Origin of the sequence: Bradyrhizobium sp. LB11.1, from assembly GCF_040549385.1 — a bacterium.
In the GTDB taxonomy this organism is placed as follows: Bacteria; Pseudomonadota; Alphaproteobacteria; order Rhizobiales; family Xanthobacteraceae; genus Bradyrhizobium.
Map to the genome: position 1 here is coordinate 63,488 of NZ_JBEPTH010000018.1, position 20,500 is coordinate 83,987.

Genomic DNA, 20,500 nt, shown 5'->3' on the forward strand with positions numbered 1-20,500 from the left:
CACTGACCAGGGCATCCCAGTCATGCTCGTCTAAGCCGCATAGAGCTTGCGGAACGCTCCTGAATGGGAGAAACATCATCGGTCTCGCTCTGCATGTCGTGCGTCACGCGCAAGTACACCTTCAATGATGATTGCATGTGGACTTTGGAGATATGGATGCAGCTCTTTGGGAAGCTGATCTATATGGGCGTGCGCTAGAGGCCCCAATTCCCGCAATCTCAATGACAGGAACCCGGCTTGTCCTAATGCCCTTTCCAAGGAAGGAGCGGGCCAATGCCATGCGAATACGCCGCCCTGTTCTCCCTCTTTGCAGAACTCGATCCTGATACGTCGGCCTTCTAAATGAGGGTTCTCAGGATCGTCGGCAATGAGCCTGAACCCATAGGGTTCGTAGTGATTTGGGTGCGGATTGTAAGACGGATGAGTCGATAAGGATACTAAGCGCCCGCCCGGACGCAACAGTCCAGCCATTTCGACGCACATGCTGTCCAGCTCAGCTTTGTCGGCGGCATAGGGCAGCACATAGGATGCAAGTACCAAGTCGAATTGGGCTTTCATATTGGCGCAGAGATAGGAGATGAAGGAGATATCGAGCGCCTCTTTCTCTGCCCGACGCCGCGCGTAGTTCAGCATGCCTGGCGCGGGATCACACCCTACAACGCAGAGCGCTCCGCGTTCCTTAAGGATGCGCGAATATGCGCCCGTGCCGCACCCGAAATCGAGAATGGACAGGCCATCAACGTCACCAATCGCCTCTAGTACGCTCGGTATTTCGATGTATCGTCGAAGAGGCCACTGAGACATATGCTCGTGCAGACCTGCGAGTTCATCGAATTGGTCAATGTTGTCGGACATGAGAACACCACTTCTTCCATTCACTATACGCAACGTCGGCACCAACCCAGCATGTCAGCCTGACCGGAGAGTTCGGGACTTAATCAGCAGACAGAGGTCTTGCCGAACGTGTGCCAGACCGCAATCGCCGTGCACGCTTTCAAATCTGCTCCCAATGGTGAAGTGTACGATGCGCTGCGGGTCGCGCGAACTCATATGAGATTTCTGGCGCGGTGCTCGAGTCTACCAGGCAGCCTTTGCTGGAAGTGAGCATGCGAGACTCATGGCTCGATCTGCTCCGACCAGACCGACACCGTCATGGATCGGTCGAGATACTTTTCGTAGAGCTCCTTAAGCATTTCCTTGCCAACCACAGCCAGCTCAGCTTGATACGCGGCGCGATCGGTCACCTCAATGCGCTCGACATAATCCCACGGCCCGCCTGAGATGCCAGGACCGATTTCGGTAATCCGATGCGTTGAATAGCTGATGATGGTCTTCAATTTGCTTGCGACTATATAGTCGACCTCGCGTTCGAATCGTTCATAGTCGGGTCCGCTGACACCCGCCTTCAATGCGGCAAACACAAATCGAACAACAGCCATTTTCATTCCTGCTCTTGGCTTTTGCCGCATGAAAGTTCAAGCGGCTGTCTGTCTCAGTCACAAGTGTAGGCGACGCGTCTACCTGAGTGCGAATCCAGCGAAGTTCTTTTGCGCTGGTTGCCCTGGCCGATGGACATAACTGCCGCGAAAGCGCTAGCGCAAAACGTACGGTTCGCCTCCTCTAGGAAGGGAACAACTCGGTTCGTTTGCGTCTGATATTCTGAGTGACAACTCGGCCCGCGCTCGATTGTTATCGATGCGACCTTGAAGTACAGTGCATGTCATGATCGTTGCCGCTCTCCAGACGTGATAAGGACCAACCCCGTGCACAACACGAGCCACAGAAGCAACTGCGACGCACCCGACCGGCTCCCTATTGGTGGGATCTTACGCACCCCTGCGATGTTGATCGTATTTTCTTGAATCAGTTGAGCAAGCGCCATGTGATTTCCGGGCTGGGTGTCTGCGAGACCGCCCATATTCGAAATGGGTTCTCACCAGCTCTCAGCAAACGGCGTGCCACAAGTCCCTCATGCGAGCTTGTGCGAAAAAACAACTACTTCGCGCCTCATGGGCGGAATACTGCGCGCTCTTGTCGACTTTCGCAGCTACACGTCTTGATCCATACACGGCTGAATATCAAAACGCGGTGGCCACGTGGCGGCGACTGCAGCTGTTGAGATCGACGAGGCAAGATCGTGGTCCCTGATTGGCTCCTCGATGTTCGAGTTTTCGAGCGCAAGATGAGATGGACCCGTAGAGAGCTTCGCGAAACGCCCGGCAGTGGCTGGCGGCGTATCGCCTGAAGACGTACGAAGACGGACAATCGTCTGCGTTGATGGAGGCGGCTGCTGACGGCGAATAGATCGGCGAGCAGCTCGAAGAGGTAAGCGCCTACTCTGGGGTCCAGTCGGCAGGGATGAGAAAGGGCAAACCGCGTCGGAGACTTGAGGGCAGCATGGGGCGTTGGCTTATAACGGGGCCAAGGATTTTGAGAGTGGTGGCATGCTGCTTAGCGCGGATTTCGGCGCGTTCGCGGGCCTTCGGCCCCGAACCAGCACGATGTGGCGAGTAGCCGAGAGGAATTCACGTTTACCGGTGTGATAAACTCTGCTTCACCCGTCTCCCATTATCACTCTTGCCGCCATGGGGCAGCAAGGCCGAGGGCGAATGTCTGAATCTATGGCCGTGATGGCCGACCCATTCTGGGCACGGCGCCGCGGCGGCGCACCATTTGGCTCTCGCGCTATCCTCGGCAGAGTATCCTGTCCGGCACTGCATTCTCGTCGGTTTAGGCAAGCACTGGACGATCAGCCGAGAGCCAGCGCTGTTTGAATTCGTTCCTGCTAGGTGCGGAATGATCGATTGGCATGATGATCTCCGCCGAAAAGCCTGTCGCACGGGATACGCTTCGCAGAACCAAGAGCTTCGTTTCGAAAAATGAGCATTGTAAACTCGCACGCTATTGGCATGCAAATTGCTAATTTGCGGCAGGCAAATAATGTGAGGCCTCATTGATCCGGCAACGCCTTTAACTTGTCGGCGACAACAGGAAAGACGTGTGTTCAACGGTAACTGCGGAGCATATTGATCTGCATGTGCGGAATTGTCGGCATTTTGGGACGCAGTCCGGTCTCAGAGCAATTGCTCCTTTCGCTGAAGCGCCTGGAATATCGCGGCTATGACTCTGCAGGCGTTGCGACGCTGGAAGGCTCTCATCTTCATCGGCGGCGCGCCGCGGGCAAGTTGGAAGCCCTACAGAACCGACTGCGCGCTCAGCCGCTGTGGGGGCATATCGGAATCGGGCATACCCGCTGGGCCACCCACGGAAAGCCGACCGAGAATTTCGCTCATCCGCATGCGACTGACAATGTGGCGGTCGTGCATAATGGCATTATTGAAAATTTTCTTGAGCTGCGCGCCGACCTGGAACAGCAGGGTGCCAGATTCGTTTCCGAGACCGACACAGAGGTGATCGCCCATATAATCGATTCCCTTCTGATGAAGGGCTGTTCGCCTCAGGACGCGGTGAAGGCTTCGCTGCCTAAATTGCGTGGCGCGTTCGCCCTAGTCTTCCTGTTCAAGGGCCACGACGACCTATTGATCGGGGTCCGCAATGGCTCGCCGCTTGCTATCGGCCGTGGCACCGGCGAAATGTATCTGGCGTCGGATGAGATCGCGCTTGCGCCTTTCACGGAGACCATTACCCATCTGGAGGACGGCGACTGGACCGTTCTGACCCGCAACTCGCTCGTGATCTATGACATCCAAGGCATCGTTGCCCATCGCGAGGGGCTGAAATGTAGCGCGTCGCCGCTCCTCACGCACAAGGCGAATTATCGCCATTTCATGGCCAAGGAAATCCACGAACAACCGGAAGTCGTCCGACGTACGCTGGCGCGCTATATCGATGTGGCGGCCGCGCGCGTCGCATTGCCTCAGAAGCTTCCATTCGATTTCGACGACCTTGGTCGAATCTTGATAACCGGTTGCGGTAGCGCAAGCTATGCAGGTCACGTCGGCAAATATTGGTTCGAGCGGTTGGCCCGCGTCCCCGTCGAGGTCGATGTCGCCTCTGAATTCCGTTACCGCGAATTGCCTCTGCGGGAGCGCGATCTCGCCATCCTCATTTCGCAGTCCGGCGAGACGGCTGATACGCTGGCGGCGCTGCGCTACGCCAAGTCGCTTGGACTGCACACGCTCTCCGTAGTCAACGTACCGACCTCGACGATTGCGCGTGAGAGCGAGACCGTGTTGCAGACCCTGGCCGGGCCGGAAATCGGCGTCCCTTCGACCAGGGCCTTCTCGTGCCAACTGACGGTGCTAGCGGTTCTTGCGATCACCGCGGGGAGAGCGCGCGCTAAATTGTCTCGGGCCGACGAGGCTAGGCTCGTGCAGGAGTTGATCGAAGTTCCTCGGCTGATTGCAGCAGCGCTTGCGACCGAGCCGCAGATCGCGCGTCTCGCGCGGAAGATCGCCAAGTCGAGTGTCGTGCTCTATATCGGCCGCGGCAGCTCCTTTCCGCTGGCGCTAGAAGGAGCGCTGAAGCTGAAAGAAATCGCCCATCTCCACGCCCAAGGCTATGCTGCGGGTGAGCTCAAGCACGGCCCGCTTGCAATGATCGACGCTGGCACGCCGGTCGTGGTGATCGCCCCTCGCGACCTGCTGTTCGAAAAGATAGTCTCAAACATGCAAGAAGTTGCAGCAAGAGGCGGCGACATTATCTTAATAACCGATGCAAAGGGGGCCGAAGCTTCCACTGTGGACTCACTCGCGACAATCGTACTGCCTGACGTGGCGACAAGCTTTATTCCGATAGTTTATGACATTCCGATGCAGCTTTTGGCGTATCATACGGGGTTGGTGATGGGCACAGACGTCTACCAACCACGCAATCTAGCTAAATCGGTCCCCGTCGAATAGGTGAGCCTGGATATTCTTCGGCTCCAAGTCGAGAATACCGGTACGCTCCTTGCCGAGCGGCGCATTGGCATTCTTCTCCAAGCGAGTATATGCTGTATATTTCGCGCGCTGGAATCGACGCCGGGTCGGCCCCGACTATCATATCGAGATCGACGGATACTGGTATTCCGCGCCGTATCGGCTCATCCGTCAGCTCGTAAATGCGCCCATCGACGACAGGATGGTCGAGATCTTCCACAACAGCCGCAGATCGCCAGCAACGCGCGCGCGCCAAACCGGCGGGGCCACACACCACCGTCACCGACCACATGCCCAGCGCCCATCGGCGCTGCGGGCAATGGACTCCCGCCAGAGTGATCGCCGCCGGTGAGCCAATCGGCCCGTCGACCGCCGCCTTCTTCCAGTCCAGCATCGCGGCCCGGCCAGATCCAGAGCAAGGCTTTCGCATCTGCCCCGGCATTCTGTCGCTGGTCAAAGCTACAGCAGCGAGCGCGTCGACGCGGCCCGCCCGCGCGGCATTCTTATGAAGGCGCGATCCGTCGCCTCGATCCGCTCCATCCTCCAGAGCGGCCTGGATCGCACCTTTCTCGACGAGCCCTCCGAACACCAACCCCTGCGCCACGGCAACTCCCGGTGCCCTCGGCCACAAGGCATGCCGCGACAATTGCTCGGCTCTCAATCATCGCGTCCCAAGATTGTTCGAAGCGTTGGCGCTTGCGCGGACGATGGACGTTATGCCCGCTTACTCAGAATCCTGGCCGCGCCCAACTCCTGTTCTCGACAATTGAGGATTGTCGGTGCTCACATCTACTGGAAGTCCCCGAAGACCGCCATGACCGTGCCTCCACCATCGTAACCAGCCAACTCCCATGTGGAACATGGCACGAAGTGGGCGGAGTCTCAACCTACGCCGACGCAGTCCTCGATCGCCTTGCCCAAAACGCTCACCGCCTCCAGCTTGATGGCTAGACTATGCGGAAACAACGCTAAAACCCCTACCCTTGACAAGTCAAAAGAACGCCAAGCATTCCGAAGCGACGCGTTTCGGCATCGCATGAAGTTTGCTCGGACGTCCCCGCTCCTGCTACGTCATTTCAAGAGTACGGGCCCTAGGACATCTCCCTCACCGCAATGGCCGTCGAGCCATTAACAAGCGGTTTGAGCGCTGGCGCGTTCAGCGAGGCGAAATAGCGATGATCAGCAACATCGCAATAGATTGTCGTACGTTGGCGCGGCAGGCGTGCCATATCACGGATGAGCTCTTCTATCTGCTTGGGAGCCATCTCGTGGCCGTGCTGAGCACCGGCTGAACGCGAGATCGTTTCGTCCATCAGCGTGCCACCGAGATCATTCACGCCAACCTCAAGGCAGGCGCGAATGCCTTTTTCGCCGAGCTTCACCCAGGACGTCTGGATATTGGAGATCTTCGTGTGGAAGACGAGCCGCCCGATTGCATGCATGAGAACGACCTCACGGAAGGTCGGCCCCTTGCGCGAGCGCCCTTTCAAGTAGATCGGGGCTTCCATGTGAACGAACGGCAATGGGACAAATTCAGTGAAGCCACCGGTCTCGGTCTGAAGATCCCGGATGCGCAACAGATGCCTTGCCCAATGGTCGTAACGGTCAACATGGCCGAACATGATCGTTGCGGTGCTGCGCAATCCCGCTCTATGCGCCGCTCCCATGATCTGCAGCCATTGCGCGGTGTTGATCTTGTCGGGACACAGAATCGCGCGAACCTCATCGTCCAGGATTTCTGCGGCCGTTCCGGGCAAAGTGCCAAGACCGGCGTCCTTCAACTCGCGCAGAAACTCAACAACCGAACTCCCGAGCGTCTTGGCGCCCTGGAACACCTCGAGCGGCGAGAAGGCATGGATATGCATGTCGGGCGTGAACTGCTTTACGGTCCGGCAAATCTCAAGATACTTCGCGCCGGTGTAGGCGGGATGGATGCCGCCCTGCATGCAGACCTCGGTGGCGCCGCGCTCCCAGGCTTCACGGGCGCGCCGCCCGATCTCATCCATCGAAATATCGTAGGGCCGCCCGCGCAAGTTCTCGGCGAGTTTCCCCTTCGAGAACGCGCAGAACTGGCACCTGAAGTAACAGATATTGGTGTAGTTGATGTTGCGGTTGACGACATAGCTAACGGCATCGCCATTGACGGAGCTGCGCAGCTCATCGGCAGCACGGCACACGGCCGTGAAATCGCGCTCCTCGGCCTCGAACAGGGAGACGATCTCTGCTTCTTCGAGTCGTGTCCCAGATTCAGCCTTTGCGATAATTCTCCCGACACGGCCGCTCATGATCGCGGGCATCTTGATTTCTTCACGCAGCATCGCCAGGTCTCCGGCAGGCGGATCGCACCTCGTTCCAGGGCACCATTCGTCCCGACGCGGCCAGCCATTTCCGTCGACAAGACCGAGCAGGCGTTTCTGCAGCGACGTGTCAGTCCAGCGTGCACATTCACGCGCATAGGCCGGATAAGCTGCGAGCCGTTCGACGAGTGTCTTGCCACATTCAGCGGTGGCCTCGGACAGACGTGCGATATGCGGCCAGGGCGCCTCGGGATTTACATGGTCCGGTGTAACAGGGGATACGCCGCCCCAGTCATTGATGCCAGCGGCCAAGATCATGTCCAGTACGCCCGGACTGAGATTGGGCGGCGCCTGGATGTTCATGTCGGGCCGGAACAGCAATCGCGTGAGTGCAATCGTCCACAGATGCTCTTCCATTGTTGGCGTCGGCACGCCGCTCATGCGGGTATCTGGCTTCGGCTTGAAGTTCTGGATAATGACTTCCTGAATGTGCCCGTAGCGTTCGTCCAGGTTGCGCAAGGCAAGGAGCGAGGAGATGCGCTCAAGCGGCGTCTCGCCGATACCGATCAGCAATCCGCTCGTGAAGGGGACAGAGAGCTGGCCAGCGAGTTCAATCGTCCGCAACCGCTTTGCAGGGTCCTTATCAGGTGAACCAAAATGCGGTCCCCCGGCCTCGCCCAGCCGTGCGGAGGCGCTCTCGAGCATGATACCTTGCGAGATGGAGACCTTGCGCAAGGCTGCGATATCATCGGCCTCCATCAAGCCTGGATTGAGATGTGGCAGCATGCCTGTCTCGGAGAAAACCACGCGCGCGGCTTCCTGGAGGTAAGCGAGAGTCGATGTAAACCCCATGTCGTGCAGCTCACGCTCGGCCTGGCGGTAGCGCAGCTCAGGCTTATCGCCCAGCGTAAACAGCGCCTCCTTGCAGCCGGCCTCACGACCGGCACGCGCGATCGCCAGCACCTCATCCATGGTAAGGTAGGCGCGCTGCCCTTTTTGAGGGGGATGGGCGAATGTGCAGTAGTGGCAGACATCCCGGCATAGCTGCGTAAGCGGAATGAAGACCTTTCGCGAGTAGGAGATCTTTCTGCCGTGAGCCTCATCCCGCTTTGATGCCGCCATCCGCATGAGATCGGGAAGGGACACGTCGCTGACGAGAGACAGGGCCTCGGAGGCAGAAATTTCACTTCGCCTCAGCGATTCCAGAAGCATCCGATCCACCATTCTCAGAACTCCTCACGCTCCGCGAAGTCCGGCGGAGCTCTCCCCATTTTGGGCAACTAGTTTCGAGCACACTTCGGGCGCCGCATCGACGCTTGTGCGCCCGCTCTGTCCGGTGCTTTCCCCGAGCAGCCTTTGCCCCAGATTGATCGAACGCAAATAGCGATCGGTGGCTGTGGTCGTGTTCAGGTTAAGAAAATCAAAGAGATCGGCGGGAGCATCGAGATCAAGCCCAATCCTTGCATTGCGGCACAAGATGGGATCGATGCCGAGGCGATCGGCTGCAGCGATATGGCGGGCAAAGCTGTCGGGGCCGAAACAGGCCTGTAATGGTCTCGCCAAGGTGAACGCAACCGCGTTGGTGCCGCCATCGCGCGGCGCCGGCACGATCACCACGGCGTCGCCTTGTGCGGCTTGAAGAAGCGTCGAAACGTCCTCGCTCAAGATTGCCGGTACATCGCTCGGCAGAATGAGGATGAGTTCACCTCCACGACTTTCGACGGCGGCGACCCCGGCTGCGACTGCAGCATTGGTTCCGGCCGCACCGCCGTCATCAATCACGACAGCCCCCAGACGAGCCGCCTCTTGAGCGACATCCTCGGCACTAGTTACCACAGCGACATGGTTCAATTTCATCACGCCGCATGCCGCGCTCAGCACATCGGCCAGCATCGATCGGGCCAACAGGGCGCGCTCGGATGGCGTCAGCAATGGCGAGAGCCGCTGCTTCGCGCACAAGAACGATTTTGCCGGGATGATCACCCATGCATCACGTCTTGTCATGATGCGCCTCCCTTCGAAGGGGGCCTGACCCGCCGTTCGTTCGTTGCGCGAAGGCTCTCGCCGAAGGCAAGCGCATGCTCGGCGAGCGTGATCTTCGACTGCAAGTCTGTCATGAGCGTAGGTGCCGGGTGCACATCGACCCCAAGATCGCCCGCCCCTGCGGCATCGGCGGTGTCTATGACGAGGCCATCGAGCAGCCCTGCATAATGTCTGGAAATCTCTGCATTTGACGGCTCGAGGCCGAGTTCGTCCATGATCTTGCGCGTCGGCCCTTTGATTGCCTGACCGCCAATAATGGGGGAAATGGCCACAACGGGAACGCTGGTCGCACGCAGCTTTTCGGCCATCCCTGGAACAGCCAGGATCGGATCGACGCTGAGATAGGGATTGGAAGGACATACGATGATCAGACGGAGATCCTCAGCATCGAGTGACGCAAGCACCTCCTCGCTCAGGCAAGCGTTTTGTGCCCCGCTGAACCGGATCTGCTTAACAACCGGTTCACAGCGACGTCCGACAAAATAGCGCTGGAATTCGAGTTCGCCTTCCGTGCTGTCGACTATGGTGGAAAGCTTGTCGTTGGTGACGGGCAGCACGACTGAATTAACACCGAGCCTGCGCGCAATATCGATGGCAATGGCCGTGAGACTTTCACCGCTTAAGCGACGGCGGGTCCGCTCGACGTGCATCGCCATGTCGCGATCGCCGAGCGAGAACCAGGTCTCGCCGCCGATCTGCTTCAAAGCCTCCATGAAGTTCCAGGTCTCATCGGATCGGCCCCAACCGCGCTGCGGGTCGCTGAGACCTGCGAGAGCATAAAGCACTGTGTCCAGGTCAGGCGAGATATGGAGTCCGAGATGCTCGAAATCATCGGCCACATTGACGACCACCGTCAGTCTTTCTCCGAGCACGTGCTGCAATCCAACAGCAAGCTTTGCTCCTCCGACGCCCCCGCAGAGTGCCACTACGCGGCCTTCTGCAGGCACAAACTGTGACTGCCCGTTCATCTGAACATGTCCCGTTCTCTCGCACGCACGAGCGCGGACGCCGAATTGATTGGGGCGCGAGAGGAGAATCCACGGACATGGATGACAGGCTGGCCTTCGGCCGCCTGTCCCATCACCAGCGAGGCGGCGGCTGCCAGCTCATCCGCCACGGCGATCTCCGTCACCTGCATGGGCCGCCCAAATAGATCGGGCTTGCCGATCATGCTCTGAAGGGCAGGAAGACCAGCACTTCCGAGCGCCACGCCAACGACGCCGTTGCGCCATGGGCGTCCGAAGCTGTCGTTTATGATGACGCCGACATCGACACCGAATTGTCGATCGAGGCCGGCCTTGAGGCGCTGGCAGCTGTCATCTGGATTTTCCGGCAGCAACAACACGCGATGGCCTCGATCCTGTTCGATGTTGGATTCATCTATGCCGGCGTTCGCCATCACGAAGCCAAGGTGGTGGGCAACGATGATCACGTTCTGTCTTGCGCGAAGGACCTCGGTCGATTCCGAGAGCACCACCTCAATGTGCCGGGGATCCTTGCCGACAGTCTTTGCAAGCTCGATAGCGCGGTCTGAAGGGTTCACATCGTCAAGATAGACGTACCTGTTTTCCGCCTTCGACACGATTTTTTGTGCGATGACGAAGATATCACCCGATGCGACGGCGATTTCCGCGCTCATGACGCCAGCCGCAATGACACCAACCAGATCGTCGCCCGGTTCCGTCAAAGGAATTCCGGAAAGGGCGGTGTATGTGATGCTCCTCGTCATCGCGAGCGCTTCCTTCCTTCGCCGCTGCCCATGTCCGGACTTTTCGTGTTGTTTCTGGCGCGTGGGCATCTCACCTCGAATACGATCTCGACGTGGTGCACCCAAATCAGTTCTATATCTTGTCCGCTTCTCCTTAAGTAGTGTCCAGCTGGCGAACCTTCCGGACAAGTCTTCGACGTTGACATCCTGCATGCGTGCTGACGCGCGTTTGCGACCGCCTGCACCCATCTGCCGCCCTTCATTTCGAGCTCCGCTTCGCAACCTGAGAGGTTAGCCATGAAGCGCCGCCGGAGAAATCGACCGCTTTATGACGGTACGCATTGCGAAGCTCGATTGCAGTCTTGCCACACCCGGTAGCCGCGACAAGTGCTGCTTATGGATGCGTTCGTAGTCCTCCATGTCGCGCGCCAGCACTAAAAGCCGATAGTCGTCCGTACCAGACATCAGATGGCAGGCGATAACGTCGGGGCACTTCTGGATTTCGGTCTCAAAAACCCTGAGCGCGTTCTCGCTTTGGCGGTCGAGCGTGATGTGGACGATCACCGTCAAGGGAAAGCCAAGCGAGTTTGCATCGATCTCGACCGAGTAACCCTTAATGATCCCGGCTTTCTCCATTTGCAGCACGCGCCTTGCGCAAGACGTAGCCGAGAGGCCGACCCGTTCGGCCAGCGACAACTGGCTTATTCGGGCATCCCGAATGAGTTCGCTCAAGATTTTACGGTCAAGAGGATCGAGGGCTGTGAGCATCGTTGCGAACGCCCTTGCGGTTTTCCATTCACGTCAGGCCGGAGATCGTGATGCCGGCACCCTTCACCTTGTATTTGCGGTTGATCGCGATCAGGACGGAGGTGAGAGCCTCGGCTGCCGCCGAGTTCGCGAGGGCACCGCCATCGATGCCGCGATTGCTCACCGCATCCGCCAGCAGCATCACCTCCTTGCGGGCCTCCGCGTCATCGCTGAACACGAGGACGTCGCAGTCCGCCTTGCCTCCGGCATGGAGTTTCTGCGAGCCGACATTGTGGAACGCCCCGACCACCCGCGAGCTCGGGTCAAGGTGCGATTGCGCGATCAGGGCAGCCGACCCGGCGCTCGGGAGTTGAACAACAGAAACCTTGGGCGGCACCAGCGGCACGACCGCGGTGACAACGATCTTGCCCTTGGCCGCGTCCTTGATCTCGCCCAAGCTTGTCTCGTAATTGGAGAATGGCACGGCAACAACGACAATATCGCTCTTTGCCGCGGCGGCAGCGTTGGTGTCGCCGCGGACATTGGAGAACCCGTCGGATTTCAGGAGCGCGACAGCATCCTGAGCGCGCTCAATTGAGCGCGATCCAAGAATGACGGAGTATCCGGCGCGGCTCCAGCTGCGGGCAAGGCCCGACCCGAGATCTCCAGTGCCGCCGACGATCGACAAAGTCGGAAGGGGCGCGTTCGACATTTGGATTACACTCCTTTGGTTGCGGCATGACGTCTTGCCGCGAAAATTTCTGCTTTGCTTGACCGTGCCGGACGGTATTCACACTAGGCCAACACTCATCAGGTGGATCGGCACCGCCTCTTCACGTGAACGAACTCTTCAAGGCCGGCTCGGCCGCAAGTCGACAATTCTCAGCCCCTCCCCGACAAAAGGAGTTCATGCTAGCCGCCCTCAAGATAGGGAAAGAAATTGAGCTCGGCCCCGTCTTTGACTTCGGCCGATAACGGCACGACCATGTCACCAATCGAGGCCAGCCAAACGTCATGCTCGGCGCTCAAGGAGTCGACCACATTGAGAATCGTGGCCCCCTCCGGCAGGTCAAGCTGAATGGATCCGACCCCGCCGGGCAAGAACCGGCGAAGATTTCCATGCATATTGACCTCGACGCGGATCATTGGTGCTGGGCTCGCACTGTGGCGGCAATCTTTTCAGCCGTCATCGGCAGCGAATTCGGCCAGCAGCCGGTCGCGGCCGCGATCGCATTGGCAATTGCAGCGGGTGGCTCGATGCAGGGTGGTTCGCCGACGCCCTTGGCACCATAAGGACCGGCAGCGGAGCGGCATTCGACGATAATGCTCTCGATCTCCGGGACATCCATTGCCGTCGGCATCTTGTAGTCGGTCAGGTTCGCATTCATGACGCGCCCGTCCTGATAGACGATCTCTTCCGACAGGGCCTGGCCTATACCTTGCGCCACGCCGCCCTCGATCTGACCCTCGATATAGGTCGGATTGATCGCATATCCGACGTCCTGGGCCACAACATAGCGATTGATCGTCACTTTGCCGGTGGCTTGATCAACCGAGAGGTCGACTGCATGGGCATGGTAACTCGGCGTATTCCATACAGGCAGCGGATGGTTCTTGACGCGTGTCGGATCATAGGCTGGCGCGGGCGAATTGGCCGTGCCATGCGCGATGAGCCCGCCGCCGGCGACACGGGAGATGCGCGCCAGCTCCGCGATCGAAATCGACTTGTTGCCGGCGACCACATGCTTGTCCTGCAGCTTCATGTCCTCAATCGGAGCTTCCAGCTGCTTGGCTGCAAGCTCGAACATCTGGCGCCGCAGCTCGCTAGCTGCCGCAAGGCACGCATTGCCGACCGAGAACGTCGTGCGGCTTCCTTGAGCGCCGAAGTCAAATGGAGCGGCCTGAGTGTCGACCCCGGTTACGTTGATGTCCGTCAGATCGAGGGACAACTCCTCGGCCAGCACCTGAGCAGCGCCCGTGATGGCGCCAGTGCCAATTTCGACGGCGCCGCTGACAAGTGTCGCGCTCCCGTCGGGATTGATCTTGACATAGACACCGGACGAGCCGCCGGTCGTCATCCACCAGCTGCAGGCAATGCCCTTGCCACGTCCTGGCTCGGGATTGCGGTCGTGCCACCCGATCGCATCGGCTGCCTTGCGCAGACATTCCTCGATGCTCACGGACGTGTGCGTCTCGCCCGAAGGACCCGGATCTCCCTCCTTGACGACGTTGCGCAGCCGCATTTCGAGAGCATCCAAGCCGAGATCCTTCGCAATCATGTCGATCTGGCTTTCCATCGCGAAATTCGCCATCGGCCCTGCGGGAGCACGGAAGGAGCCCGAGTGGACTTTGTTTGTGTAGACAGCGATGCTTTCGAAGGCGAGCGCTCCGGTCTTGTAAGGACCTGCCATGACCTGAAGGGCGATTGCAGCCGTACCGGGACCTGAGCCTGCATAAGCGCCACAATCCACGATGACCCTGCCGCTTCGGGCAAGAAGATGCCCTTCTTTGTCAACGGCAGTTTTGAGTAGAACGACGGAGCCCTGACGCGGAAGCGCGGCTGTGAGCTCCTCTTCGCTTGTCGACATCACCTTGACCGGGCGCGCGGTTTTGCGCGCCAGGAGAGCTGCGAAGTGCTCAACACCGATCCTCAGCTTGCCGCCGAAACCGCCGCCAATTCCCGGTACGGTCACGCGCACCCGCGCGGCCGGCAGATCGAGAATTTCGGCCAATGTCGTTTGCGTGTCAAACGGCAATTGGGTGTTGCACCAGACCGTCACGTTTCCGTTCGCGTCCCAGTCCGCGGTCGCAACGCGCGGCTCGGTGTATCCAGGATGCTGCAGCGATGTCGTGAACCGATGCTCGTAGACCTTATGGGCTTTTGCGAAGGCCCCTTCGACATCGCCGACGTGAATACGGGCTTGTCCTGCGATGTTGCCTTTCCGCGAAATGATCGGCAGCGCCTTATAGGTTTCCCAATCCGGATGGATGCGGATATCGCTCGTGAGCGCCTCCTCCGGATCAAACAGCGGCGGCAGATCCTCGTATTCAACCTTGATGGCTTCAATCGCGCGCTCGGCGATCTCGAGAGAGGAGGCAGCAACCGCGGCGATCGCATGCCCCATGAATAGGACACGATCGGTTGCGAACACGGTAGTGTCGCGCACCGCCGTTCCATAACGGATCTGCGGAATGTCAGCGGCGGTGATGATGCCGCGCACGCCGGCAATTGCAGCTGCGCGGGAGCTGTCGATTTTCTTGATCAGCGCGTGCGCGCGTGCACTGCGCAGGATCTTGCCATAGAGCATGCCGGGCAGCTTGAAATCGGCAGCATAAACATGCTTTCCGGTAACCTTGCCCACGCCATCCAGCCGCGGCAGGCGGTGACCGGCGACGCGATGGGTTTGTGCGTTCATTGCTTGGCTCCCGACAGTGCGATGCGGTCTGCCGCGGTTGCCACGGCATCAATGATCTTGCGATAGCCCGTACAGCGGCACAGCGTCCCTGCGATGGCTTCCCTGATCTCGTCGCGCGAGGGGCGGCAGCCCGGATTTTCATCGAGGAATGACTTTGCCGTCAGGATCATTCCCGGGATGCAGTAGCCGCACTGAACGGCGCCGCATTCGATGAATGCCTCCTGGAGGGGATGCAGGTGCTCGGGATCGCCGATCCCCTCGATCGTGGTGATCGAGCGTCCCTCGACCTGACCTGCGAGCAGGATGCAGGAATTGACGGCCTTGCCATCGAGCAGCACCGTACAGACGCCGCACTCAGCTTCCAGGCAGTTCTCCTTGGTCCCCATCATGCCGATCTCGTTGCGCAAGACCTGCAGCAACGTCCAATGGGGCTCAATGAGCAGCTGATGGCTCTCGCCGTTGACAACGATATTGAGAATTGTCCGATTCATTGATCCTGTTCCCGAATTCGTTGCAAACACGTCTCAAGCGCGCGCTCGACCATCACCGCGACAAGGCCGCGGCGATAGCCGGCCGACGCGCGGACATCGGAGATCGGACTGGAAACCTCTGCCGCGAGCCTGCCCGCCTCCGCAAAGCTTTCCTTCCCGGCAGTCTTGCCGACGAGGTAGCCCTCCGCCTGTTCGGGCCGGAACGCCTTTGGGCTCGCGGCGCCGACGGCGAGGCGCACGGAAGCGCAACGCGAGGTCGACGCCTCCAGCGTCAAGCAAGCAGCAACACAAACGATCGAAATCTCCATCGCCCGCCGTCGTCCTTGCTTCAGGAACGCGGTTGCCGACCTGGCTGGAAGCTTGGCAAACCGGATGCTGGTCACGATCTCGGCCGGTAAGAGGCCAGTCTTTCCCGGGCCGACGATGAAGTCGCGCAAGGAGCCAGAGCGCCGTCCGTTGGAACCTGTAATGTCGAGACTGGCGTCGAGCGCGAGCAGCGGCGGCACAAAATCGGCGGCTGGAGAGGCATTGACGATGTTGCCACCGATAGTTGCGATGTTTCGTACCTGATGGCCACCGACGACGCTGGCAGCCTCGAGCAGTCCCTGCAAATTACCCCGAAAGGCGGGATGCGTTTCGATCGTGCGGTACCTGGTCAGTGCTCCAAGGGTTAACGCGTCGGCGGTCTCGGTGATCTCGCTCATGCCGGGAAGGCACGCGACATCGATCAGATGGGCCGGATCGATCTTCTTGCGATTGATCTGGATGACTGTATCGGTCCCGCCGGCGACATAGCGCGCGGTCGGAGCAAAGCGCTGAGCAAGGTCGATGGCCTCGGTGACGGTGGCCGGCCGATGGAGATCAAAGCTCATCGCTTGCTCCCTTCCTTCGCGGGCCACACCTCGGAGCCCATCTTGGCGATCGTGTCCTCGATCGTACCTCCTTCGGGCGCAAAGGGCATGATGATAATGCCGTCGACGCCGGCCTCGCGGAGCTCGATCACGCGCGCGGTCACCTCTTCGACATTGCCGGCCAGAGTGAAGGCGTTGATGTGGCGATCGGTCACGTATGGCAGCAGCGGAAGGTAAGGCGTCACGCCGGCGGCGTAATGGGCGCCCTGAACTGAGGCGAGTATATCCTCCGGCAAGCTCAGGCCCTGCTCTTCCGCTGTTTCAAACTTGAGACGTCCTGCACCGAGCAGTCTCGCAATCGTCGGCCGCAGGGCGTCACGGGCGGCCTGACCGTCTGAGGCAACACAGGCATTGAGCCGAACAATCAGCCTGACCGATTTGGGATCGCGGCCCGCCTTCCTGGCCCCGTCATCCAGTCTCGCACGGAAAGCCTTGACTTCAGGAGCATTGCCGCCCGCCTCCATGAACGCGGCATCGGCGCAGGCGCCTGCGGTCCGTTGGCCGAGCGGCCCGTTGCTGGCCACATAGATTGGGATATCGGCGCGAATGGGGGTGAAGTTCAGCTTGCCTTCCTTGAACTGAATGACCTCCCCCTCATAGTTGACGGTTTCGCCGCGCAGGAGCATGCGAATGACCTCAATCGCTTCGCTGATGGCCCGGGCGGGCTTCTTGCGGTCAATGCCGAGCTCAGTAAAGCCGGAAATGCCGGCGCCGAGGCCGAGAATTGCGCGCTTGTTCGAAATCTCGTCGAGCGTCGCAATTGCCATGGCCGTCAGCGCCGGATGTCTGGCGTACGGATCTGTCACGCAAGGTCCGAGCCTGACTCGAGACGTATTTTGCGCGAAGTATCCCAGGCACGAATAAACCTCCCGATAAAACCTTTCATCGGCAAGCCAGACCGTATCGTATCCGCTCGCTTCGGCGAGCTTGACGCGATCAAGCATCTTGACCATGGGCGCGTTGCCGAGAATTAGCAGATCGAGGGTCATCGTGGTGTCCTGTTTGCGCTTACGTCTTGGATCGGCAGAGCTCAACGGGGCGAAGAGGTTATTCTATCTCATCGCTGACGAAATAGATGTTCTTCGAGCGATCGAGAAACTTGCCATAAAGCTCCTCTCGCAGTGCAACACCAGCCGGTGAGGCAAGGTCCTTGTCGTGTTGCTCCAGGCTCTTGACTTCGATCCTTTCGATGTACTGCCACGTTGAGTTTTCGGCGCCCTGAATGGGGCGGCGAATGCGATGAACCTTGTAGCTCACGTAATTGTCGAGGCTACGCACGAGAGCGTAGTCGCGCTCGCGGACCCAGGCCTCGTATTCGGCGGGGTCGACCCCTTGTTTGAGCGTGCTGATCAGGAAACGGACTGGCATGTGACTTTCTCCTTGGCTGTTTGTCCAACACGGGTTGAACGAATATTGCCGACGACCTTGACGCGGACGCGCATGGCGTTTCCTGGCAGATAGGCGATCGGCGTATCCTCCGCCTCGACCAAGGCGAGCGAGGTCGAATCCGCACCGGCCTCGACCGCCCGGGATTCGGCAAGCTTGCGCGCTGACGCGACGGCCTCTTCTCGCGTTAGCCCTTGGAAGACCTGGTCGACTTCACCACTGACCTGGGCGATGGCCGCGCCAACCGCATTCGCGCACCCTCCGTGCTGAACCCGGACAACACGCTCGACGCCCTGCAATTCTTCGGGAACAAGGAATGCGCCACCGCCGACCGCGATGAGAGTGACGTCTTCCGCGCTTGTCTTCATCCGGTCGACGTTCTCTTCCAGCATCTCCTTGCAGCGGCGCAAAATCCTCTTCACGTCATCGGCAGTGATGTGCGCCACACGCTTGCGATCGCCGAGATCGATCAATCCAGCGGCAACGCCGATGTCCGTTGCCGTCACGCTATTGCCGCCAAACACCAGCGCTTCCGTGGAAAGGCGGTACCCAACGCTGAGCGGCCCGATCGTTGCCGCTTCTAGGTCGATATGGCTGCCGCCACCAAGTCCGATGGAAACGAGATCCGGCATGCGGAACAGGGTCCTCACGCCTCCAATGTGAACGACGGTGTTGGCTTCACGGGGAAAGCCGCTCCGCAAAAAGCCAAAATCCGCTGTCGTGCCGCCGACATCGACCACCACCGCATCTTTGAGCCCGGAAAGATAGGCCGCACCCCGCATCGAGTTGGTCGCACCGGACGCGAAGCTGAACACCGGGTATGCGGCGGCACGCGAGGCTTCCGCGACGGTGCCGTCGTTTTGCGTGACAAAAAGCGGTGCCTTAAGTCCGACCTTTGACTTGGCATGTTCAAAGGCCGTGATGGTCTCCTGCGCAAGCGCAATGAGAGAGGCATTGAGAATTGCCGCGTTCTCGCGTTCGAGCAATCCGATCCCGCCGAGCAGATGTGCGCACGTCACCGACACATCGGGAATCTCCTCGCGCAGGATCGCAGCGACCGCCTCCTCGTCGGATGGGTCAAGCGGAGAGAACAGTGCGTTGACCACAACGTACTTGAGGGCGAGATTGCGGATTTCACGCGCAATTCGCCTGGCGGCGGCAATATCCAGAGTGGCGAATCTGCGCCCGTCGTAATCGTGGCCGCCTTCGATTTGCCACACCCCGCCATTGGCGAGCTCAGCCAGGCCAGCCGGCCAATCGGTGAAGGGCGGCAAAGAGCTCGTGGCGGGGAGTGCGACCCGGATCACCGCCACTTTCGTCAGATGACGGCGCTGAACGACCGCATTGATGAAGTGGGTCGTACCGATCATCAGCGCGTCGATGCCAGTTGCAAGTTCGGCGCTCAGATCGAGCGCCTCGATCGCCGCAGCCACACCGCTGGTGACGTCGGCCGTGGTAGCGACCTTCACGCCTTGCACGACCTTTCCGCCGTCGATCAGCACGGCGTCCGTGTTGGTGCCACCTACGTCAATACCAATGCGTCTCATGAGCAGAATACCGACTTGAAATCGATGTCGTAACCAAAGGCACGGGGACCGACATGGTCGAGCCCGCGCGGCGAGAGGAAGACTGGAGCCGCCGGAAGCGCGATCACCGTCGTGCGTTGCCCGTAGCGAATGGTTTCCGTTCCGATCGCTTCGCCGGATTCGCTGTCGAGAACGCAAATGAGGTCTGGCGTCGAGACGAGCGCCTGCCCATCACGCCACACGACGATCCACTCGTTCTGGAAATCGATCCGGATCTGGCTGCCGTGATCATCGCCAAGCCCCTCCACGACTGTCCGGCCGCGCAAGAAGCCCTCCGTTGTCCGCCGCTCGACTTCAACGACCTTGCCAGAGAATAGGAACTTGCCGGATTCCGCCTTCAGAATGGCCGCAATCGGGTCGGCATGCCGCCGGTTGGCCTCGGCAACCGCCCGTCCGAGGTTGATCGCCTTGGATGTGGTGCGGGGAATGGCCCATTTTTTCACTTCAGCACCAGTGCGCGGCGCCTTACAAGTCGCGACAATGGATCCGAACTCGGTACAAAGCTTACGGCTCACACGCTCCATCCATTTCCAGGAGGACGTTTTGCCAACGATGGCCTCGTTGCCGCGCGGGTCTACCGAGGTCAGCGGATAGGGAGCGAGATTGCCGACCGCAAAGCTCGTCATTTGCGCTTCAGGATAGGCCCGCCCCATCGCATCGGCGTCGACAACTGGGATCTTCAGGTGGACGGCAGCCAGCAACGACTGCATGCCGTTGCCGCCACCGATTTCGACTGCCATCACCGCCCTGAACTTGCGGTCAAGATGCTCTTCCATGGCCGAAACGGCGCGAGCGATCAGCCTGCTGTCGACCAGACGCTCCTGGAAAACAAGGGGAGCGCCCATGATGGAGACAACCGCGATCGCATCATCATCGTCCAGCTCGTCGGGATCGATTAGATCGACGCGAACGCCCTCATCGTAGAAGCGCCGCAAGTTCAGCAGCGCGTGATACGGGCTCCCGCCACCGCCTGTTCCGAGAATCCAGGCACCGACCGAGAGCGCCTCGATATCCTCTGGACTCAACTGTCTCATC

Annotated in this window: 17 protein-coding genes and 2 pseudogenes; 3 read left to right on the plus strand and 16 right to left on the minus strand. The window is 59.6% G+C overall.

The window, feature by feature from the left end:
* Nucleotides 1-75: 75 nt before the first annotated feature.
* Nucleotides 76-855: a class I SAM-dependent methyltransferase gene (locus ABIA96_RS32095; protein WP_354140924.1), complete on the minus strand. Its 780-nt coding sequence runs from the start codon at nucleotides 853-855 to the stop codon at nucleotides 76-78.
* Nucleotides 856-1,115: 260 nt separating this feature from the next.
* A complete protein-coding gene (locus ABIA96_RS32100) occupies nucleotides 1,116-1,445 on the minus strand; it encodes a RedY/HapK family protein (RefSeq protein ID WP_354140925.1) in 330 nt (109 codons plus the stop codon).
* Between the two features lie 1,590 nt (nucleotides 1,446-3,035).
* Between ABIA96_RS32100 and glmS the strand changes: the two genes are divergently transcribed.
* The 3 genes and pseudogenes from glmS to ABIA96_RS32115 all read left to right on the plus strand — a co-directional run.
* Nucleotides 3,036-4,862 carry a glutamine--fructose-6-phosphate transaminase (isomerizing) gene (gene glmS, locus ABIA96_RS32105; RefSeq protein ID WP_354140926.1) on the plus strand — a complete coding sequence of 609 codons (1,827 nt, stop codon included), beginning with the start codon at nucleotides 3,036-3,038 and terminating at the stop codon, nucleotides 4,860-4,862.
* A gap of 100 nt (nucleotides 4,863-4,962) precedes the next feature.
* A pseudogene (locus ABIA96_RS32110) lies at nucleotides 4,963-5,496 on the plus strand (Mu transposase domain-containing protein); the annotation flags it as partial.
* A 1-nt stretch (nucleotide 5,497) separates the two neighbouring features.
* Nucleotides 5,498-5,831: pseudogene (locus tag ABIA96_RS32115) on the plus strand (ATP-binding protein); the annotation flags it as partial.
* A 140-nt stretch (nucleotides 5,832-5,971) separates the two neighbouring features.
* Here ABIA96_RS32115 and cofH read toward each other — a convergent pair.
* The 14 genes from cofH to ABIA96_RS32185 form a co-directional block, all read right to left on the minus strand.
* Nucleotides 5,972-8,401, minus strand: a complete 2,430-nt coding sequence (gene cofH / locus ABIA96_RS32120) for a 5-amino-6-(D-ribitylamino)uracil--L-tyrosine 4-hydroxyphenyl transferase CofH (protein WP_354140927.1) — start codon at nucleotides 8,399-8,401, stop codon at nucleotides 5,972-5,974.
* Nucleotides 8,402-8,413: 12 nt separating this feature from the next.
* A complete protein-coding gene (cofC, locus tag ABIA96_RS32125; RefSeq protein WP_354140928.1) occupies nucleotides 8,414-9,181 on the minus strand; it encodes a 2-phospho-L-lactate guanylyltransferase in 768 nt (255 codons plus the stop codon).
* Nucleotides 9,178-10,188 carry a 2-phospho-L-lactate transferase gene (gene cofD / locus ABIA96_RS32130; protein ID WP_354140929.1) on the minus strand — a complete coding sequence of 337 codons (1,011 nt, stop codon included), beginning with the start codon at nucleotides 10,186-10,188 and terminating at the stop codon, nucleotides 9,178-9,180. Before cofD ends, cofC begins: the two co-directional genes overlap by 4 nt.
* On the minus strand, nucleotides 10,185-10,949 hold the full coding sequence (gene cofE / locus ABIA96_RS32135; RefSeq protein ID WP_354140981.1) for a coenzyme F420-0:L-glutamate ligase: 765 nt from the start codon (nucleotides 10,947-10,949) through the stop codon (nucleotides 10,185-10,187). Before cofE ends, cofD begins: the two co-directional genes overlap by 4 nt.
* Nucleotides 10,950-11,219: 270 nt before the next feature.
* On the minus strand, nucleotides 11,220-11,696 hold the full coding sequence (locus ABIA96_RS32140) for an Lrp/AsnC family transcriptional regulator (RefSeq protein WP_354140930.1): 477 nt from the start codon (nucleotides 11,694-11,696) through the stop codon (nucleotides 11,220-11,222).
* A gap of 28 nt (nucleotides 11,697-11,724) precedes the next feature.
* Nucleotides 11,725-12,387: an NADPH-dependent F420 reductase gene (gene npdG / locus ABIA96_RS32145; RefSeq protein WP_354140931.1), complete on the minus strand. Its 663-nt coding sequence runs from the start codon at nucleotides 12,385-12,387 to the stop codon at nucleotides 11,725-11,727.
* A gap of 200 nt (nucleotides 12,388-12,587) precedes the next feature.
* Nucleotides 12,588-12,821, minus strand: coding sequence for a MoaD/ThiS family protein (locus ABIA96_RS32150; RefSeq protein ID WP_354140932.1), 234 nt, complete (start codon nucleotides 12,819-12,821; stop codon nucleotides 12,588-12,590).
* The gene (locus ABIA96_RS32155) at nucleotides 12,818-15,091 is read right to left on the minus strand and encodes a xanthine dehydrogenase family protein molybdopterin-binding subunit (protein ID WP_354140933.1); all 2,274 of its coding nucleotides are present in this window, start codon (nucleotides 15,089-15,091) and stop codon (nucleotides 12,818-12,820) included. The genes ABIA96_RS32150 and ABIA96_RS32155 overlap by 4 nt, the downstream gene beginning before the upstream one ends.
* On the minus strand, nucleotides 15,088-15,582 hold the full coding sequence (locus tag ABIA96_RS32160; protein ID WP_354140934.1) for a (2Fe-2S)-binding protein: 495 nt from the start codon (nucleotides 15,580-15,582) through the stop codon (nucleotides 15,088-15,090). Before ABIA96_RS32160 ends, ABIA96_RS32155 begins: the two co-directional genes overlap by 4 nt.
* Nucleotides 15,579-16,454, minus strand: coding sequence for an FAD binding domain-containing protein (locus ABIA96_RS32165; protein ID WP_354140935.1), 876 nt, complete (start codon nucleotides 16,452-16,454; stop codon nucleotides 15,579-15,581). The genes ABIA96_RS32160 and ABIA96_RS32165 overlap by 4 nt, the downstream gene beginning before the upstream one ends.
* Nucleotides 16,451-17,482, minus strand: coding sequence for an LLM class flavin-dependent oxidoreductase (locus ABIA96_RS32170; RefSeq protein ID WP_354140936.1), 1,032 nt, complete (start codon nucleotides 17,480-17,482; stop codon nucleotides 16,451-16,453). The genes ABIA96_RS32165 and ABIA96_RS32170 overlap by 4 nt, the downstream gene beginning before the upstream one ends.
* 58 nt (nucleotides 17,483-17,540) lie before the next feature.
* Nucleotides 17,541-17,861, minus strand: a complete 321-nt coding sequence (locus ABIA96_RS32175; protein ID WP_354140937.1) for a RedY/HapK family protein — start codon at nucleotides 17,859-17,861, stop codon at nucleotides 17,541-17,543.
* On the minus strand, nucleotides 17,843-19,426 hold the full coding sequence (locus tag ABIA96_RS32180; RefSeq protein ID WP_354140938.1) for a hydantoinase/oxoprolinase N-terminal domain-containing protein: 1,584 nt from the start codon (nucleotides 19,424-19,426) through the stop codon (nucleotides 17,843-17,845). Before ABIA96_RS32180 ends, ABIA96_RS32175 begins: the two co-directional genes overlap by 19 nt.
* Nucleotides 19,423-20,499 (minus strand): S-methyl thiohydantoin desulfurase family protein, encoded by a 1,077-nt coding sequence (locus tag ABIA96_RS32185; protein ID WP_354140939.1) that lies wholly within the window; start codon nucleotides 20,497-20,499, stop codon nucleotides 19,423-19,425. Before ABIA96_RS32185 ends, ABIA96_RS32180 begins: the two co-directional genes overlap by 4 nt.
* Nucleotide 20,500: the final 1 nt, after the last annotated feature.

What these genes read in the sequence shown, in the direction of transcription:
- ABIA96_RS32170 (WP_354140936.1), bottom strand. Translation starts at nt 17,482, where the DNA reads ATGACCCTCGATCTGCTAATTCTCGGCAACGCGCCCATGGTCAAGATG.
- ABIA96_RS32140 (WP_354140930.1), bottom strand. Translation starts at nt 11,696, where the DNA reads ATGCTCACAGCCCTCGATCCTCTTGACCGTAAAATCTTGAGCGAACTC.
- glmS (WP_354140926.1), top strand. Translation starts at nt 3,036, where the DNA reads ATGTGCGGAATTGTCGGCATTTTGGGACGCAGTCCGGTCTCAGAGCAA.
- ABIA96_RS32165 (WP_354140935.1), bottom strand. Translation starts at nt 16,454, where the DNA reads ATGAGCTTTGATCTCCATCGGCCGGCCACCGTCACCGAGGCCATCGAC.
- npdG (WP_354140931.1), bottom strand. Translation starts at nt 12,387, where the DNA reads ATGTCGAACGCGCCCCTTCCGACTTTGTCGATCGTCGGCGGCACTGGA.
- ABIA96_RS32150 (WP_354140932.1), bottom strand. Translation starts at nt 12,821, where the DNA reads ATGATCCGCGTCGAGGTCAATATGCATGGAAATCTTCGCCGGTTCTTG.
- ABIA96_RS32175 (WP_354140937.1), bottom strand. Translation starts at nt 17,861, where the DNA reads ATGCCAGTCCGTTTCCTGATCAGCACGCTCAAACAAGGGGTCGACCCC.
- cofE (WP_354140981.1), bottom strand. Translation starts at nt 10,949, where the DNA reads ATGACGAGGAGCATCACATACACCGCCCTTTCCGGAATTCCTTTGACG.
- ABIA96_RS32155 (WP_354140933.1), bottom strand. Translation starts at nt 15,091, where the DNA reads ATGAACGCACAAACCCATCGCGTCGCCGGTCACCGCCTGCCGCGGCTG.
- cofH (WP_354140927.1), bottom strand. Translation starts at nt 8,401, where the DNA reads ATGGTGGATCGGATGCTTCTGGAATCGCTGAGGCGAAGTGAAATTTCT.
- ABIA96_RS32095 (WP_354140924.1), bottom strand. Translation starts at nt 855, where the DNA reads ATGTCCGACAACATTGACCAATTCGATGAACTCGCAGGTCTGCACGAG.
- ABIA96_RS32180 (WP_354140938.1), bottom strand. Translation starts at nt 19,426, where the DNA reads ATGAGACGCATTGGTATTGACGTAGGTGGCACCAACACGGACGCCGTG.
- cofC (WP_354140928.1), bottom strand. Translation starts at nt 9,181, where the DNA reads ATGACAAGACGTGATGCATGGGTGATCATCCCGGCAAAATCGTTCTTG.
- ABIA96_RS32100 (WP_354140925.1), bottom strand. Translation starts at nt 1,445, where the DNA reads ATGAAAATGGCTGTTGTTCGATTTGTGTTTGCCGCATTGAAGGCGGGT.
- ABIA96_RS32185 (WP_354140939.1), bottom strand. Translation starts at nt 20,499, where the DNA reads ATGAGACAGTTGAGTCCAGAGGATATCGAGGCGCTCTCGGTCGGTGCC.
- cofD (WP_354140929.1), bottom strand. Translation starts at nt 10,188, where the DNA reads ATGAACGGGCAGTCACAGTTTGTGCCTGCAGAAGGCCGCGTAGTGGCA.
- ABIA96_RS32160 (WP_354140934.1), bottom strand. Translation starts at nt 15,582, where the DNA reads ATGAATCGGACAATTCTCAATATCGTTGTCAACGGCGAGAGCCATCAG.